The sequence below is a fragment of the Bifidobacterium pullorum subsp. saeculare genome (assembly GCF_016899725.1).
In the GTDB taxonomy this organism is placed as follows: domain Bacteria; phylum Actinomycetota; class Actinomycetes; order Actinomycetales; family Bifidobacteriaceae; genus Bifidobacterium; species Bifidobacterium pullorum_C.
Genome location: NZ_JACLYU010000002.1, coordinates 222,878 through 239,511 on the forward strand (window position 1 = coordinate 222,878; position 16,634 = coordinate 239,511).

General features: G+C 69.6%; 15 protein-coding genes and 2 pseudogenes. 3 read left to right on the plus strand and 14 right to left on the minus strand.

Annotated elements, in window-relative coordinates; genetic code table 11:
* Positions 1-96: 96 nt before the first annotated feature.
* From H7U32_RS02320 to H7U32_RS02340, 5 genes are all read right to left on the minus strand, one after another.
* A complete protein-coding gene (locus H7U32_RS02320; RefSeq protein WP_204467691.1) occupies positions 97-1,002 on the minus strand; it encodes a metal ABC transporter solute-binding protein, Zn/Mn family in 906 nt (301 codons plus the stop codon).
* Positions 1,003-1,534: 532 nt separating this feature from the next.
* Positions 1,535-1,939 carry a Fur family transcriptional regulator gene (locus tag H7U32_RS02325; protein ID WP_204467692.1) on the minus strand — a complete coding sequence of 135 codons (405 nt, stop codon included), beginning with the start codon at positions 1,937-1,939 and terminating at the stop codon, positions 1,535-1,537.
* Between the two features lie 8 nt (positions 1,940-1,947).
* A complete protein-coding gene (purK, locus tag H7U32_RS02330; RefSeq protein WP_204467694.1) occupies positions 1,948-3,123 on the minus strand; it encodes a 5-(carboxyamino)imidazole ribonucleotide synthase in 1,176 nt (391 codons plus the stop codon).
* Positions 3,107-3,607 (minus strand): 5-(carboxyamino)imidazole ribonucleotide mutase, encoded by a 501-nt coding sequence (purE, locus tag H7U32_RS02335; RefSeq protein ID WP_239457422.1) that lies wholly within the window; start codon positions 3,605-3,607, stop codon positions 3,107-3,109. The genes purK and purE overlap by 17 nt, the downstream gene beginning before the upstream one ends.
* An 82-nt stretch (positions 3,608-3,689) precedes the next feature.
* A complete protein-coding gene (locus H7U32_RS02340; protein ID WP_204467697.1) occupies positions 3,690-4,682 on the minus strand; it encodes a zinc-binding dehydrogenase in 993 nt (330 codons plus the stop codon).
* Positions 4,683-4,987: 305 nt separating this feature from the next.
* Here H7U32_RS02340 and H7U32_RS02345 point away from each other — a divergent pair, with 305 nt between their 5' ends.
* Positions 4,988-5,707 carry a transporter substrate-binding domain-containing protein gene (locus H7U32_RS02345; protein WP_239457423.1) on the plus strand — a complete coding sequence of 240 codons (720 nt, stop codon included), beginning with the start codon at positions 4,988-4,990 and terminating at the stop codon, positions 5,705-5,707.
* Between the two features lie 173 nt (positions 5,708-5,880).
* Here the strand turns inward: H7U32_RS02345 and H7U32_RS02350 are convergent.
* A pseudogene (locus H7U32_RS02350) lies at positions 5,881-7,242 on the minus strand (IS3 family transposase); the annotation flags it as partial.
* Positions 7,243-7,292: 50 nt separating this feature from the next.
* Between H7U32_RS02350 and H7U32_RS02355 the strand changes: the two are divergent.
* Positions 7,293-7,499, plus strand: coding sequence for a helix-turn-helix transcriptional regulator (locus tag H7U32_RS02355; protein ID WP_204467700.1), 207 nt, complete (start codon positions 7,293-7,295; stop codon positions 7,497-7,499).
* A 253-nt stretch (positions 7,500-7,752) separates the two neighbouring features.
* Here the strand turns inward: H7U32_RS02355 and H7U32_RS10700 are convergent, their stop codons facing one another.
* Both H7U32_RS10700 and H7U32_RS10705 read right to left on the minus strand, forming a co-directional pair.
* Complete coding sequence (locus H7U32_RS10700; RefSeq protein WP_239457424.1) at positions 7,753-8,388, minus strand: glycoside hydrolase family 2 TIM barrel-domain containing protein; 636 nt, start codon at positions 8,386-8,388, stop codon at positions 7,753-7,755.
* 109 nt (positions 8,389-8,497) lie between these two features.
* A pseudogene (locus H7U32_RS10705) lies at positions 8,498-9,583 on the minus strand (sugar-binding domain-containing protein); the annotation flags it as partial.
* On the opposite strand from H7U32_RS10705, the gene H7U32_RS02365 reads away from it, so the two are divergent.
* Entirely contained in the window at positions 9,477-9,953 is a 477-nt protein-coding gene (locus tag H7U32_RS02365) for a DUF4143 domain-containing protein (RefSeq protein ID WP_204467702.1), read from the plus strand. The pseudogene H7U32_RS10705 and the gene H7U32_RS02365 overlap by 107 nt on opposite strands.
* A gap of 40 nt (positions 9,954-9,993) precedes the next feature.
* On the opposite strand, the gene H7U32_RS02370 is transcribed toward H7U32_RS02365, so the two are convergent.
* The 6 genes from H7U32_RS02370 to H7U32_RS02395 form a co-directional block, all read right to left on the minus strand.
* A complete protein-coding gene (locus H7U32_RS02370) occupies positions 9,994-10,734 on the minus strand; it encodes a hypothetical protein (RefSeq protein WP_239457425.1) in 741 nt (246 codons plus the stop codon).
* A 1-nt stretch (position 10,735) separates the two neighbouring features.
* Entirely contained in the window at positions 10,736-11,815 is a 1,080-nt protein-coding gene (locus tag H7U32_RS02375) for an NUDIX hydrolase (RefSeq protein ID WP_440201424.1), read from the minus strand.
* 90 nt (positions 11,816-11,905) lie between these two features.
* Positions 11,906-14,143, minus strand: a complete 2,238-nt coding sequence (locus H7U32_RS02380; RefSeq protein ID WP_204467704.1) for an RNA degradosome polyphosphate kinase — start codon at positions 14,141-14,143, stop codon at positions 11,906-11,908.
* Positions 14,144-14,286: 143 nt separating this feature from the next.
* A complete protein-coding gene (locus tag H7U32_RS02385) occupies positions 14,287-14,862 on the minus strand; it encodes a type II secretion system F family protein (RefSeq protein WP_204467705.1) in 576 nt (191 codons plus the stop codon).
* A complete protein-coding gene (locus H7U32_RS10710) occupies positions 14,856-15,200 on the minus strand; it encodes a hypothetical protein (protein ID WP_239457426.1) in 345 nt (114 codons plus the stop codon). The genes H7U32_RS02385 and H7U32_RS10710 overlap by 7 nt, the downstream gene beginning before the upstream one ends.
* Before the next feature lie 329 nt (positions 15,201-15,529).
* Positions 15,530-16,633 carry a CpaF family protein gene (locus tag H7U32_RS02395; protein WP_204467707.1) on the minus strand — a complete coding sequence of 368 codons (1,104 nt, stop codon included), beginning with the start codon at positions 16,631-16,633 and terminating at the stop codon, positions 15,530-15,532.
* Between the last annotated feature and the right edge of the window lies 1 nt (position 16,634).

Below are 16,634 nucleotides of genomic sequence, written 5' to 3' on the forward strand. Positions count from 1 at the left end.
ACTTCTTCGACCACGATATGCGCACGGGGAGGCGCGGCACCCCGCGCGCTCCCCTGATTGGTCCCGGAGCGGTCCCCGATTCGTTCCCCGGGCGGCTCACCGGACGGCGTCGGCGAAGTCACCGACCAGCGTGGTCATCCAGTCGAGCAGATCGGTGTACTGCTTGGGCATCTGCTCGGTGAGGTCGACGATCGGCACATCGGCGGCCTTGGCGGCGCTGGTGAGATAGTCGGTGGTGGAGTCGGACTCCTGCGAGTTGAACACGAGCATCTTGATGGAGCCGGAGGCGAGCGCGTCGGTGAAGGCCTTGATATCGGCGGGGCTCGGCTCGGATTCGTTGGCCGAGGCCGTGGCGTAGCCCTTGGGCGTGGCGTCGGTCATGCCCAGGTCGTCGGCCAGGTACCAGGCGACGGATTCGGTGGCCGCGTAGGGCAGACCCTTGAGCGTGGCCGACGCGTCCTTGATCTTGGACTCGAGTGCCTCGGACTGCTCATGCCAGGCCTTGTTGAGCTTGTCGAACTGCGCCTGGTGCTCCGGCATCGCCTTCTTGTAGGCGGCGGTGATGGCGTCGGCGGTGGCGACGCGCACCTTGGAGGAGAACCAGACGTGCGGGTTGCCGCCCTCCTTGATGCCGCCCGCCTTGGCCGCGTCGACCAGCGTGGCCTTGGTGCCGTCGGCGGCCTTGGAGGCCCACGGGTCGTAGTCGGCGCCGTTGACCACGGCCACGTCCGCCTTGCTGAAGGCCGCGATGTCCCCGGTCGTCGGCTCGTAGTCGTGCGCCTCCACATTCGTGGAGGTCATGATGGCGGTGACATCGACCAGGTCGCCGCCGAGCGCCTGGGCGACCGAGCCCCACTGGTTGATCGAGGCGACGACCTCGAGTTTGTCCGCGCCGGCGTCGCCGGAGCCGGCGTGCTGCGATCCGCAGGCGGCGAGGGAGACGAGCGCCGCGCCGGCGGTCAGGGCGGCCAGGGCGCGCTTGGCGATGGATGCGAATGACATGGGGTGTTCCTCTCTACATGCCGGGGATTCCCCGGCGTCCGAGAATCACCATAACACATAATGAGAACTATTATCAATTTGAAGATGTTCCGATGTGTCGCCGTCTTCTTCGCCCTTCGCATGCACAGACGCAGGGGCCCGCGATTCCATACGGCGAACCGTACCCCTGCACGGCGAACCGTACGCTGACTAGCAGTAAGCGTACGGTTCGCCGTACTGACACGAAGGCCATGCGGCAAACCGTACTGTGACGGCGCGTAAGAGTACGGTTCGCCGCACTGAATTCACCTGTATACGGCAAACCGTACGCTGAGCGGACGTAAGAGTACGGTTCGCCGCACAAGCACCGCACGCTGCCCGGAATGATACGGGAACACATCCGCCCGTAGAACCGTGCCGCAGCGTGACTGAGGGTGGCTGATGGCCCGCTCTCCACCCCCAGTCAGCTTCGCTGACAGCCCCGCCGGCGGGGGGGGGCCAATCCATCCCGCCTGCAGCGGGAGACACGGCCTGTTCCGGACAACGGGCCTGGCTACTCCCGGGGATTCTCCCCGCGGCATTCGGGGCACAGGCCGAACACCTCGAGCGTGTGGCGTTCGACGGTGAAGCCGTGGCGGTCGGCGATGCCGCGCAGCCAGGTCTCGCTGGGCGGCTCGATCTCCACGGTGCGGCCGCAGTTGCGGCACACCAGGTGATGGTGGTGGCCGTCGTCGCCGCACAGGCGGAACAGTTGCTGGCCGTCGAGACGCACGGTGTCGGCCTCGCCGGCGTCCGCCAAGGCGTTCAACTGGCGGTACACGGTGGCCAGGCCGACCTTCTCGCCGGCGTCCTCGAGCCGGCGGAACAGCTCCTGGGCGGAGATGAACCCGTTGCACTCCCGCAGCTCGGAACGGATCGCGTCTTTCTGCCGGGTGTTGCGTTCGGTGCGTTCGCTCATGGCCGGTCTCACGCCACCTTGAGGTCGTCCCAGCAGCCGGTGGCCTCCAGCTCGGAGACGGTGCGGGCGGGGTCGTCGGTGAGCACGGTGATGTGGCCCATCTTGCGGTCGTGGCGCACCTCGGCCTTGCCGTAGTCGTGCACGTTCCACTCCGGATGGTCCTTGATGAGCGCGCGCGTGGGCTCCACATGCTGGCCGAGCACGTTGACCATGACGGCGGGGCTCAGCAGCCGCGGCTGCTCGAGCGGCCAGCCGGCGATGCCGCGGATATGCGCGTCGAACTGATCGAAGGAGCACGCCTCGATCGTGTAGTGACCGGAGTTGTGCGGCCGGGGGGCGAGCTCGTTGACGATGACGCGGTCGTCCTTGGTGACGAACAGCTCGATCGCCAGCGTGCCGGCCAGTTCGAAGCCCCGGGCCAGGCGGATGGCGAGCTCGTGCGCCTCGCGGGCCACCTCGGCGCTCACCTCGGCGGGGGCGATGGTCATGTGCAGGATGTTGTGGCGGTGTTCGTTGCGCACGATCGGGAAGGTCACGTAGTCGCGGCCGTTGCCGGAGACGAGGATCGACGCCTCGAAGGCGAAGTCGACGAAGCCCTCGAGGATGGACGGCGGGAAGCCGCCGCCGCGGTCGGCGCGCGCCCGCACCTTCTCCAGGTCCGCGTCGGAGCGCAGCACGGTCTGGCCGTGGCCGTCGTAGCCGCCCTCGCAGGTCTTGAGCACGGCCGGGTAGTGGATCTCGTCCAGCGCGGCGTCCAGCTCCTCAGTGCTGTTCACGGCGCGCCACGGCGCGGTCGGCGTGCCATGGTCGTTGATGAACCGCTTCTCGCGCACGCGGTTCTGCGTCACGCGCAGCAGGTCGGTGCCCTGCGGGGCCGCGGCGATGCCGCGCACCGCGTCGATGGCGTCGGCGTCCACGTTCTCGAACTCGTAGGTGAGCACGTCGCTTCTCTCGGCCAGCTCGTGGATGGCGGAGCGATCGTCGTATTCGGCGGTCACCTGGAAGTCGGCGACCTGCGCGGTCGGGCAGTCGGGGGTCGGGTCGAGCACGCCGACCTTGAACCCCATGTAGCGGGCGGACAGGGCCATCATGCGCCCGAGCTGGCCGCCGCCGACGATGCCGATTGTGTCACCGGGCAGCAGCATGGCCTTGCGGCCCTGGGTTTCCTCAGACAAGCTGGGCATTGGATTCGGTCACCTTCTCCTTGAGTTCTTCGCGGTAGTCGGCGAGCGCGTCCGCCAGCCTCGGATCGAAGGCCGAGAGCATCTGCACGGCCAGCAGGCCGGCGTTCGTGGCGCCGGAGTTGCCGACGGCGGTGGTGGCCACCGGGATGCCGCCGGGCATCTGCACGATGGACAGCAGCGAATCCCAGCCGGAGAGCGCATGCGAGCGCACCGGCACGCCGATGACGGGCAGCGTGGTCTGCGCGGCGACCATGCCGGGCAGGTGGGCGGCGCCGCCGGCGCCGGCGATGATGACCTTGAGGCCGGCCTCGCGCGCGTTGTGCGCGAACTCGGCCATGAGCTCGGGGGTGCGGTGGGCGGAGACGACCTGCTTGAGGTACGGCACCTGGAAGCGGTCGAGGATCTCGCAGGCGTGCTTCATCGTCTCCCAGTCGCTCGCCGATCCCATGATCACGGCGACTTCGGGCGTGGTTCCTTCGGTCATTATCATTACCTCCGCGTTATTGAGAATACGAGTTCACTATACGCCTCCCCGGCCCGGCGGGCGGCCGCCGGGCCGGCCCGGCTCACAGCTCGATGGCGGCCTTGCCGAACAAGTCGCCGTCCATGACGCGGCGGAACGCCTCCGGCGCCTGGTCGAGCCCGTGGTACGTCGTGTCGAGCACCGGGTGCAGGTCGGCGTGCTCCACGAAGCGCAGCAGGCGGGCGAAATCCTCACGCGTGCCCATCGTGGTGCCCTGCACGCGGATGTCCTGGAAGAACACGCGCGTCAGCTCGGCGCCGGGCTGGTCGCCGGTGGTGGCCCCGCACACGGCGATCGTGCCGCCGGGGCGCACCGAGCGCACCGAATGGGCCCAGGTGGCGGCGCCGACGGATTCGATGACCGCGTCCACCTTGCGCGGCAGACGTTCGCCGGCGCCGACGGCCAGGTCGGCACCGATGGCGAGCGCCTTGGCGCGCTTGGCCTCGGACCGGGAGGTGACGAACACCTCCAGCCCGGCCGCGTGTGCGAGCTGGATGGCCGCGGTGGACACGCCGCCGCCCGCGCCCTGCACGAGGATCGTGTCACCGGGGCGCACGCCCGCCGAGGCGAAGACCAGCGAGTAGGCGGTCAGCCAGCTCGTGCCGAGCGCGGCGGCCTCGGCCATCGTCAGGTTCGCGGGTTTGGGCAGCACGTTGGCGGAGGGCACGGCCGTTATCTCGGCCATCGTGCCCGGGTAGCGCTCGGAGAGGATGGAACGGCGTTCGCCGGGGGCGACGCCGTTGCCGTCGGATCCGACGACGGTGTAGGGGACCACCTCGGCGCCGGCCTTGAGACCGTGCCTGCCGGGGATGTCCTCCATGAGCACGCCGGCGGCGTCGGTTCCCAGGATCATCGGGCATTGGGAGGCGGCCAGGCCCACGCCTTTGAGACTCCAGACGTCATGGTGGTTGACGGTGACCGCCTTGACTTGGATCGGCGACCAGTACGGACGGGCCTCGGGTCCGGGCTGCTCGCCCACCGTCAGCACGTCCAGGGGGTTCACGGCATCGATGCCGGATGCGTACACGGCCTTCATCGGCGCTCCTTCACAGGGATTGGGGCTGGCGCCGCCCATTGTACGACCACCGTAGGCACATGTCATAACCCCAGCCGATGACCGCGATAACCGTCCATAAGCAAAGGGGATGACCGGGCCTGCACGTCAGATGGCATCGGCCGATAGGCTCATGGGCAACGTCAACAGAGAGGGGGAATCTCATGACAGTCAAACCATTCACCATCGCCGCCGCAGTGGCCGTGATAATCGCAACCGCTCCGCTTTCGGCCTGCGGCTCCTCGCCATCGGCGTCCGGCGACGGCGCGACCGTTGTCCGTTTCGCTTTGGAAACGCAGGATCCGCCGTATTCGTACGCCGGTGAAGATGGCACGCCCAAGGGATTCGACGTCGACGTGCTCAAGGCCCTTGACCGCGAGCTCGGCGGTTACCGGTTCGAATACTCGTCCGTGGACTACCAGACAGCGTTGGCCGGCACGAAGCAAGGTCGCTATGACGCACTGATCGGCGCGTTCTTCGCCACCCCGGCCCGCGCCAAGCAGTATCTGCTGTCCAAGCCGTACGACTACTACTTCATGAATCTCGTCGTCCCCGAGGAAAGTCCCATCGATTCGCTGCAGGACCTCGATGGCAAGACACTTGACCCCATTGTGCCCACGGATGGCCGGTACACCGCGATCCAAGCCTGGCTGAAGCGCCACCCCGACATATCGATCACCGTGCCGACGGTCACCAGCCAAGAGACCTTTCCGGACATGTTCAGGGCCGTGCACGATGGCACCTATGACGCCGTGTACCTGTCCAAGGCCCAATACGACGGGGTGGCAGACTCGCTGGGCTTCCCCATGAAGGTCACTGCCCCGGTCGATGCCGCGGGCACCGTCATCCTGTACGACAACAGCCAGCGGGACCTGCGCCATGCGGTGGATGGCGCCATCGACCGGCTCGTCGACGACGGCACCCTGCCCAAGCTCAACCAGCGTTACTTCCATCAGGACGACTTCGCGCTGGCGCGTCAGCTTGGCGTGGCACCGCGGGAATCATAGGACGGCTGCCATGCCATCGGGATTCTGACATTCCATCGTCCCCGGGCTCCTGGCGCATGTGCCGTCCACACTCCTGTACGCGGCAGTTCCCATAGCTGCGTCTCTCGTTTTCGGCACCCTGCTATGCATGGTGCGGACCGGCAGGGGGGTGCGGATGTTTTTTTGGATGGTCGTGCGGCCAGTCCAAGGCTTCTGCGGTATTGCACGGGGCTCTGCCGGCCCGGGGATTTCTTGGTGCGTGTCTCATTGTGGTGGGTCAGGTAGGCGGCGAGCCGCCCGTGGAACTCGTCGTAGGCCACGTCCTTCCGGTCGCGGCAGTGGAGGAATTCGTTCCTGGGCCTGCCGAAGGATCCCTCGGCGGCGGCGTTGTCGGGGCCGCGGCCCTTGGCGCTCATGGACCGGACCAGCCCGTGTTCCTCGCGGATGCGGATCCATCCGGGCCGCCGGTGGTGACAGCCCCGGTCCGAGTGGGCCGTCGGTGTCTCGCCGGGCGCGGGCGTGGCGATGGCGTCGAGCGGCATGCCGTCGGCCATGGCCGCGTCCGGGCTGCGCGACAGCCTCCGGGAGACGACCATGCCGTCGAAGCGGTCGATGACCGGGGACGGCCGGCGCTTGTAGCCGTCCATGGCGGACCGGGTGGCGTCCGTCGGCCACGGCCGGTTCGGCGCCCCGGCGTGGAAGTCGCGCTCCACGAGGTTGGCGGGCGCCTCGGACGGCTCCCCCCTGTGGGGGCTCCGCCGCCTGGGCCTCTTCGGGCACACGGGCCGCGGCCCCTCCTCGCCCATGATGCGGCGCGCCGCCTTCTCCGAGACGGCCGGCGGGTCCGTCCCGTCCCGCCGCGGCATGGCATGGATGGCGCGGTAGCCCCGCACGCGCCCGCCCCTCTCGGACAGGGCGCGTATCCGTCCGCGCGGGACGGCATGCCTGTCGCCGGCCTCCATGGCCGCGCGCTGGCAGTGGTGGGCGCCGCGCCCGGGACCCGTCGCGCCGGGGGCGGCGGCGGGACCGGACCCGCCCCTGACCCGTTCCACGGCCCGCGTCTTCTCCCGGTTCGCCGGCCCCTCCGGGACGGGACGCGGGTCGCCGGCCTTTGGAATGCCGATGGTCTCCCTCGTCACCGCGTTCTCCGGACGCAGCTCCGCCATCCTCCGCCTCGGCTCGGCCGGATCGTCGCAGCCGTCGTCCGGCCGAGCGGCGCGGACGTCGCGCTCCCTCGCCATGGGCCCGCCGATTCCTTCCCCCTCGAACGCCTCGGCCCGCCTCCCCGCGCCCGTCGGCGAGCGGCCGACGTCCCTGGCGACGGCGGCGCGGCTCTCCCCGGCGATCACGCGCCTGGCGGCCCCCGCCCTGGCATCAAGCGTATACGGCACACGCCGCCTCCCGGAATGCCGCGGATCGCGGGACACCCAGTTCGCCAGCCCCGCCTCGGACGGATGGCCCGGCGCCGCGATCGTCCTCCTCAACGACATGCCATCCCGGAAATACAGATCGACCGCCCTGCGACGCTGCTCCTCGCCATACCTATCGGACTCCAATCCAGACACCCACGCGTCCAACCTTTCGACCGCACCCCCGCGCCTATGGCATGGGCATCCATGACCAGATCACGGCCGACCGCATGAGCCATGCCTGCGATCTGCTGGGATCCACCGCGCTGCCGGTGACTCAGGTGGCGGCTGAATGCGGGTACGCGGACCCCCGGTATTTCATGCGTGTGTTCAAACGCCGTATGGGGGTCACCCCCACCCGGTACCGCGACAGCTTCTCCGGCACGTTGTTCAACACCGTGTAGGAGGGGCGGCCTGATGGCATGTGGTGGCGGCCGGTGGCATCCGGTGGCATTCGGAGACCATCGGCGGCATCGGAGGAGAAAGGAATGCGCCGGACCATGAAAGCGCCTGTCGGCGCAAGGGCCGCTCGCGGCGGCAGAAAATGGAGCCCGGGGCTTAAGCACGGCCCGGCGCGGAACCCAGTATAGGGGATTCCGCGCCGCCACACGCGGGGTCCGGCGCCGCACGCGCCATGGCATGCCGGGCTCCGGCCGGTCAGGCCTTGTAGCCGAAGTCGGGGATCGCGTGCCAGCGTTCGCGCAGCCAGTGGGCGGCGAGCTTGGGCTGGCGGTCGCGCGTGAGGATGCCCTTGCGGTTGCCTTCCACGCGCATCGGCCCCTGGATGGTGGAGAAATCAGCGAAGTTCCACAGCTGCTCGCCCACCAGCCAGGGGCGCCGGTCGAAGGCCGCGTCGCTCATCGCGTAGAAGTCGCGCTGGAATTCCTCGCTGAACATCTCGCCATGCGTGCCGTGGTAGCCCTCGATCGTGTCCGCGCCGTACTCGGTGAACATGACGGGCTTGCCCACGCCGTCCCAGAAATCGAGCTCGATGTCCAGCGCCTCGCGCGCGGCGTCGAGGTCGCCCGAAAGGTTGTACCAGCCGTAGTAGCGGTTGAGGCACACCACGTCCATGCAGCGGGTGGTGAGGTCCTTCGTGTAGTCGTTCTGGCAGGTCACCAGCGTGACCGGGCGGTTCTGCGGGGCGAGCTCATGCGCCAGGGCGTGCAGCGGCAGGAAGTAGTCGTGCGCCAGCCGCGACTGCGCCATGTCGCCGTGGTCGCCGTCGAGCCTCGGCTCGTTGGCCAGCGACCACATGACCACGCACGGATGGTTCTTGTCGCGGCCGATCATGGCGCGGACCACGTCGCGGTGATGCGCCTGGACCACGGGATTGCGGTACTGCGCCCAGCCAGCGGAACAGTGACAGGTCCTTCACATTGAGCACCGGGTCGGTGCCGCGCCCATGGAAGAAGGGGTCCTCGTGCTTGGCCGCGCCCTTGAAATAGAACGGACGCCCGTTGATCAGGAACCTCGTGCCCTCCACCGCGACCGTGCGGATGCCGAAGGTCTGGAGGTATTCGTCGGCGGCGTCGGCGTCGCCTCCGGCCGGCGTCAGCGTGATGCGGGCGGTGTACAGGTAGGCCGCGCCCGGATTCCACAGGCGCGCCCGCTCCACGGCCACGGTGCCGGCGGCGTGGCCGTTCCTCACCGTGGCATGGACGGCGGCGACCTCGCGGCCGTCCTCGTCGACGATGCCGATGCGCACGGCGGCGCCCTCGGCCTGCGGGCCGGCGGCCGCGACATCGACGCGCAGGTCGGCCCGGGCGGCGACGCGGCGCGGGCCGGCGGCAGCGCCGTCGCCGGCCCCGGTGGCGTCGTCCCCGTCGTCTCCGATCGACGTGGTGACGACCGTCACGTCCTCGATATAGGCGGCGGCCGGCATCAGCGCCAGCTCGACGTGGCGGTTGAGGCCCGCATAATTGAAGAAGTCGAAGTTCGGCAGATTCTGCGGCCGGGCGTGCCGCTTGGCGGCCTCCACCGAGGGGATGCCCGCGTTGTCCGAGCCGAAGAACGCGACGCCGCCCTCGTTGCCCACCGGCAGCGTGGACTGGTTGACGCGGTTGTCCACCGCCACCGTCAGCAGGTTCGCCCCCTCGCGCAGCCGGCCGGTCACGTCGAATTCGAAGGGCAGGAAGCCGCCGACATGCCCGCCCAGGCGCTCGCCGTTGAGGAACACCTCGGCCCGGTGCGTGGCCGCGTCGAAGCGCAGCACCACGCGCTGGCCGCGGCCCAGGCGCTCGGGCAGTGTGACCGTGCGCTGGTAGACGACCCAGCCGTAGTGCGCGCGCAGGTCCGCCACGTCGTCCTGGTCGTTGTACGACCCGGGCACCGCCATCGGCAGCGGGTCGGGCAGCGGCGCCCGCAAATACGCCGGCAGCTTGCAATGGCTATATGACGCGGGCATCGTCAACTTCTGCCATTGCCTGACCAAACCCGAACTGCCGCTGGAAGACAACGCGGACAACGCCCGGTTCAAGGTGTACATGCGTGACACGGGGTTGCTCATGGCCATGCTGGAGGACGGCGCCCAGCGCGACGTGGTGGTCAACAAGGACCTCGGTATCTACAAGGGCGCGATCTACGAGAACATCGTGGGCGACATGTTCGCCAAGCAGGGCAAGCGGCTGTACTACTTCGAGAAGAACAGCCGGCTGGAGATGGACTTCTTCATCCGCTACCACGACATGGCCACGGCCGTGGAGGTGAAGGCCTCGGCCAACCGCCAGGCCAAGTCCATGCGCTCGCTCATCGAGAACTACGGCGTCAGGCACGGCATCAAGCTGTCGCCCGGCAACGTCGGCACGATCGGCGGTACGGTCGAGGTCCTGCCCCTGTGGATGGCCATGTTCCTATAGGACTCATAGGACTGATTGCGCGTCCGCCTGGCCTGATGGGTTACTCGAGCTTGCCGCGGCGCCACAGGGCCGCGCCGTGGCGGAAGTCGCGGGCGGTGGTCAGGAGGTTGCCGGCCGTGTGCAGTAGACGCGCGGCCGTGGTGCGGGCCTGCTTGGTGCGGGCGCCGGCGTTGGCTTCCATCGCCGCGGCCTGCGCCGTCATACGCTTGGCCTCCACACGCAACCCCAGCGCCACCACGTCGGTGAAGGCGGCGGCGCGCTCCAAGGCGACCGCGAAGTCGCCGGTGAACGCACCGGACAGGATGGAATCGGCCAGGCGGGCGATGTCGTCCTCGTCCGGCGCCTCGGCGATGCCGGCGATCGCGGAGACGGAGGTGGCCACCGGCTCGCCCACGCGCCACAGGCGGGCGATGGGCTCGCGGTGCAAGCGCATCCAGGTGCGCAGCATGTACAGGCGCCACAGGATGCCCGGCAGGGAATCGGCCGCGGCGTCGCTCCACAGCTCGGCGATCTCGTCCACGCCCTGGGTCTCCACCAGCGTGAGCACGCGGCGCACCACCTCGGGATTTTCGCTGTGGCGCACGCGGTCGAGCAACGCGGCGGCGGACAGATGGCTCATCTCGTTGACCGCCGCGGGGTCGGCGCCGCCGGCCAGACCGTCGGCCACGGCGGGGTCGAGCTGACCGGGGCGGGAGGGGCGGGGCGAACCGGTGCGGACGAATCCGGCGGTACGGCTGGCGACGATGGAACCGGACGCGGTGTGAATCGAATCAGTGGACATGCTAGTAGACAAGGGGCGCGACCTTTTGGATGTCGATGATCTTGGGGCCTTTCGGCGTGGGAACGGCGAACAGGACCAGCGCGGTGCCGGTGGGCATGTACGGGGATTTGGCGATGAGGCGCTTGGCCAAAGCCTTCGAGGCGCATAGGGCGCGCAAATGCCCGAACATGCCGCCGATGACCGGTCGGTGCATGCACACGGCCACAGTGCGGCCGGTTTCGAGCGTGCGGACGAGCTCGCCGCGCAGACACGCCCACGCGGCGTCCGGATCGGCGGCGAAGGCGTCCTCGGTGAGCGGGGGCAGCGGCTCCAACGGCATGCCGGTCTCCCAGGAGAGCATCTGCAGCGTCTCCTGGCAGCGGGTCCAGGGCGAGGTGGCCAGGCGCTCCGGGTTATAGCAGGACAGCTCGTAGGTGAGCGAATAGGCGGCGGAGGCGCCCTTGGGCGTGATGGGACGGTTCGCGTCCGTGCCCTTCCAGGTCTTGCGGGCCTCGGCCTTCGCATGGCGCACGATGAGGAACGGCACCGCCGTGGCCGCGCCCTCCTCGATGCGGTCCACGAACAAGGCGAGCACGTCGCGGTCACTGGAATGGGTGAGTTTGCGGCGCGCCTCGGCGGGGGAGAGCCACAGCACCTTGTCGATCTCGCCTTCGTCGGCGCGGTGCACGGGGCCGAACGCGGCGGCGAGGCGCTGGGCGTCCTCGGGGCGGATGGGCGTGGCCATCCAGTAGAGGATATGCTTCGCGTCGCGCGTGCGGTCCGTGCTGTGGCGGTTGCGGCGGCCCTCCTCGGTGAGCGGATACTCCACCTCGCCCAGATAGGGGCCCAGCGTCACCGGCAGCCCGGTCTCCTCGCCGATCTCACGCACCGCCGTGTGACGGTGCGTCTCGTTGGGGTCGACCTTGCCCTTCGGCCAGCTCCAGTCGTCGTACTTCGGCCGGTGCACCAGGCACACCTCGATGCGCTCGAGGATGTCGCCCGGGGTGATATGGGCGAGGTCCTCCCCGCCTTGGCCGCCGCGCACGCGCCACAGGATGCCTCCCGCGGCCTCGACGATCCGTCTCATCTTGTCGTTTGCCATCGTGCCCCCATTGTAGGTGGTTCAAGACGCCGATGGCCGGCTCCGTGGCGGGAGCCGGCCATCGGACGATGCATGGCCGCATGCCGGCCGTCAGTTGCTGGAGCTGCGGCGGCGCTGATGCTTGCGGATCAGGTACTCCTGGCTGTCCACCAGCGGGCGGCCCTCCTCGTCCTTGGCATGGCGGATGTACGAGCCATCCGGCTGCATATGCCAGGAGGCCGTGGAATCGGCCATCTGCAGGTCCACGTACTTGATGAGCTCGTCCACCTGCTCCGGGGCGGTGATGCGCACCAGCGCCTCGACGCGGCGGTCGAGGTTGCGGTGCATGAGGTCGGCCGAGCCGATCCACACCTCCGGGCCGGAGGCCGGGCCCTCGCCGATCTGCGGGCCGTCCGAGTTGCAGAACGCGTAGATGCGGCTGTGCTCCAGGAATCGGCCGAGGATCGAACGCACGCGGATGTTCTCCGACAGTCCGGGCACGCCGGGCTTCAGCGTGCAGATGCCGCGCTCCACGATGTCGATCTTCACGCCGGCCTGGCTGGCGCGGTACAGTGCGTCGATCGTCTTCTCGTCCACCACGGAGTTCACCTTGATCTTGATCCACGCCTCCTTGCCGGCGCGGGCGGCGTCCTCCTCGCGGCGGATGCGCTGGATCAGGCCGGTGCGCACGGTGCGCGGCGCCACCAGCAGACGGTGGAAGCTCGACTTCGGCGCGTAGCCGGAAAGCTGGTTGAACAGGCGCGTCAGGTCCTGGCCCACCACCGGGTCGCAGGTCAGCAGGCCCAGGTCGGTGTACAGGCGGGCGGTCTTCGGGTTGTAGTTGCCTGTGCCCACGTGGCAGTAGCGGCGCAGGCCGTCGGACTCCTGGCGCACCACCTCGATGAGCTTGCAGTGGGTCTTGAGGCCCACGATGCCGTACACCACGTGCACGCCGGCGCGCTCCAGCTTGCGGGCCCACGCGATGTTCGCGTCCTCGTCGAAGCGCGCCTTGATCTCCACCAGCGCCAGCACCTGCTTGCCGGCGTGCGCGGCGTCGATGAGCGCGTCGATGATCGGCGAGTTCGAGCTCGTGCGGTACAGCGTCTGCTTGATGGCCAGCACCTTCGGGTCGGCCGCCGCCTGGGCCAGGAAGGCCTGCACGGAGGTCGAGAAGGAGTCGTAGGGGTGGTGCAGCAGGATGTCGCGCTCGCGGATGGCGGCGAAGATGTCCTGCGCCCGGCTCGACTCCACCTCGGCGATCTGACGGTTCGTCGTGGGGATGAACGGCTTGTTCTTCAGGTCCGGGCGGTCGATGCCGCCGAGCTCGAAGAGCACGGTCATGTCCAGCGGCGCCGGCAGACGGTACACCTCCTCCGCGTTCACGCCGAGCTGGGCGGCGAGCAGCTGGGAGAGGAACGGGCTGGTCTGGTCGGAGATCTCCAGGCGGATCGGCGGTCCGAAGCGGCGGCGCAGCAGCTCCTTCTCCATCGCGTTGAGGAGGTTCTCGGCGTCATCCTCCTCCACGTCGATGTCCTCGTTGCGGGTCACGCGGAAGGAGCGGGCCTCCTTGATGATCATGCCCGGGAACAGCGACTCCAGATGCGCGATGATGAGGTTTTCCATCGTGATGAAGCCGTAGCGCTCCTCGCTCGACTCCTCGTCGGTCATGTCGTCCACCGGCACGAGGCGGTTGAGGTTGCCCGGGATCTTCACACGCGCGAAGTGCGACTTGCCGCTGGTCGGGTTCTCCACCAACACCGCGAGGTTGATCGAGCCGCCCGAGATGTACGGGAACGGGTGGGCCGGGTCCACCGCCAGCGGCGTGAGCACCGGGAACACCTGCTGGCGGTAGTAGCGCGACAGGCGCTCCTGCTCGGCCGTGGTGAGCTTGTCCCAGCTCAGCAGCACCACGCGCTCCTTGGCCAGGGCCGGCAGGATGTGCTCGATCACATAGTGCGCGTGCTCGTCCTGCAGGCGATGCGCATGCTCGCTGATGGCGCGCAGCTGCTGGCGCGGGCTCAGGCCGGCCGGCGAGGGCACGGCGATGCCCGAGTCGATGCGGCGCTTGAGCCCGGCCACGCGGACCATGAAGAACTCGTCGAGGTTGTTCGCGAAGATCGCGGCGAAGTTGGTGCGCTCGAGCAGCGGCTGGTCCTCGTCCTCGGCGAGCTCCAGCACGCGCTTGTTGAACTTCAGCCAGCTCAGCTCGCGGTCGAAGAAGCGGTCCTCGGGCAGAGGCGCCTCGCCTTCCATCGTCTCGCGCCGGTCGTTCTTATCCGTCTCGGCGATATGCTCGGCGATCTGGCTACGCAGGATCGCCTTCGAAGGTGCGTCAAAAATCTGTGCCATAACCTCCCATGGTATGCGCCGACGCGCCGATGCGCGCCTGTGCGTCCCGATAATTCAGCGTGAGTTCACATTCCTCCTGGTTCCTCCGCGGCCGGGATGGCGCCGCGGCGGTTCCCGGCGGGACGCCGCTGCGCCATGCCCGCTCACCATACGAACGAGGCGATGGCCGGAATCACCCCGATGAAGACGAACGCCGGCAGGAAGCACAGACCGGTGGGCAGGAGCAGACGCACGGTGAGCTTGCCCGCGGTCCGCTCGATGGCCGCGCGCTCGTCCTGGTCGAGGCGTTCGGCCGCCAAGGCCAGCGGCTGGACGGGGGAGGCACCATGCGTCCATGACGTCTCCAGCGTCCGTTCCAGGACGGCGGTCACGCCGGAGGTGGCGCCGCCTTGGGCCCCGACCCAAGCCTCATGCCACGGCACGCCCCGGTCCAACGCCCGGCTGGCATGGGCGAGGGACGCCCCCAGTTCGCCGCCGACGGCCCCGCCGACCGCATCCAGCGCATGGGAGAGGGACGCCCCCTGCGCCACCGCGACGCGCAGCATCTCCAAGGCCAGCATCGTCTCCGCCACGTCGGAAGGCGGGGCGCTCTCGGAGGCGGCCGTGCCCGGGCCTGCGGCCAACGGCGGCTCGCGCACCCGGCTTCCCGCATGGCGACGCCGGCCCAGCCACAGCCAGACCGCTCCGGCCGCCGCCCCCGCCGCCAGCACCGTCAGCATGACGCCTCCCTTCGCCGCAGAGTGCGCAGCAGCCGCCGCACCCACACCAAGCCGATGCCGTACCAGGCCGCGCCCAGCGCCAGGCACGCCACACCCCGCGCCGACCCGAACAGAAACGCCACGGGACTCGCCCCGAGCATCTCGCCCAGCGCCACTGTCACCGCGGGCAGGGCTGTGAGCAGACGGATCGTGGCCTCGGGCGCGGCCATCGCCTGCCGGCGCCGCTCCTCGGCCAGCCGTTCGCGCCGGTACGAGGCCAGCACCGCCTCCAAGGTGAGCGACGCCTCGCACCCCAGGCTCTCGCTCAGCGCACAGGCCTGCGCCGCATGCCGTGCCATGCGCCGCACCTGTCCGTCGCGCTCGCCGGCGAGCCGTGCCCCCGCCAGCACCCGCGCGATGCGGGCTTCCGTGAGCCGAGGCGAGGCGAACCGCGTCGCCCCCAGCTCCTCGAACGCCCCGACCAGTGGGGCACCTCCTTTCAACCGTGCGATGACCGTGGCCATCGCCGTTTCCAAACCAACCGGCGCCGTCCCGCGCCCCGATGCCCGGCGTGGACCGGATAGCCCTGGCAGCCGTCCCGCGGCCGGGCCGGGCATCAGGCACAACCCCGTCGCGGCCGTCGTGCACAATCCGGCGCACGCCGCCATCGCCAGAGCCCATGCCATGCTCATCGCAAGCCTCCCCGCTCGGCTCGGGATGGCCGCGGCGCGTAAGCCGACGGCGCGGCGCGCGGCGTCCGTGCCGCCATCCGGAGCGTCGGCGACGCCCATCGCCTGGCGAAACCATCCCACGCCGGGGCGAGGGATGGCCGTCCGGTCCCGTCCCAGGAGGCGAGCGGGAGACCGGCGAGCCCCCGGTCCCCGGACACGAGCCGGCCGATCTGCGCGATGCGCCGGCCCCGCGCATCGCGCTCCACATGGAGCACCACGTCAAACGCTCCCTCGGCGAGCATGGCCAGCGCCTGCGGGGACAGGCCGGCCAGCAGGCCGAGCGAGACCAGACGGGAGGGCACGCGGTCCACGCCGTCCGCGTGCATCGTCGTCATGCCGCCGTGATGCCCCGAGTTGAACGCGCGCAGCAGGTCGGCGATCTCCTCGCCACGGCATTCGCCCAGAATCACCCGGTCCGGGCGCATACGCAGCGTGGCCTTGACCAGCGCGGGCAGCCCGACCGCGCCCGCACCCTCCACATTCGCTTCCCTGGTGACCAAGGGCACGGTGTCGGGGTGGGCGAGGCCTCCCAGCTCGCGCACCTCCTCGACGATGACCAGCCGCTCGCCGGCGTCGCACTCGCCCAGCAGCGCCTTGAGCAGCGTGGTTTTGCCCGCGCCGGTGCCTCCCGTGACCAGCACCGTGGCGCGGCGCCGCGCCAGGCCGGCCAACACCGGCAGCCAGGAGGAAGGGAACATGCCCGCCGCGCACAACGCCGCCAGCGAGGCCTTGGAACGGTCGGGAAAGCGGATGGACACCGCCGCGCCCTGCGGCACGATCGGGGCGATGACGGCGTGGACGCGCACGCCCTCCACGCTCGAGGCGTCCGCAATCGGACGGGCGTCGTCCAATCTGCGGCCAAGTTGCGCGCACAACTGCACGGCGTAGTCGCGCACCACCTGCGGCGAGCGGAACGGCAGCCGGGGACGGTGCTCCCGCATGCCCGCGCCGCGGTCCGCCCAGACGCGGCCGTCGCAGGTCACGGCCACATCCGTCACGGACCTGTCGCGGGCCAGGTCCTCCAGCGGGCCGAACGCCACCGACCATGCCTCGCCGGCCATG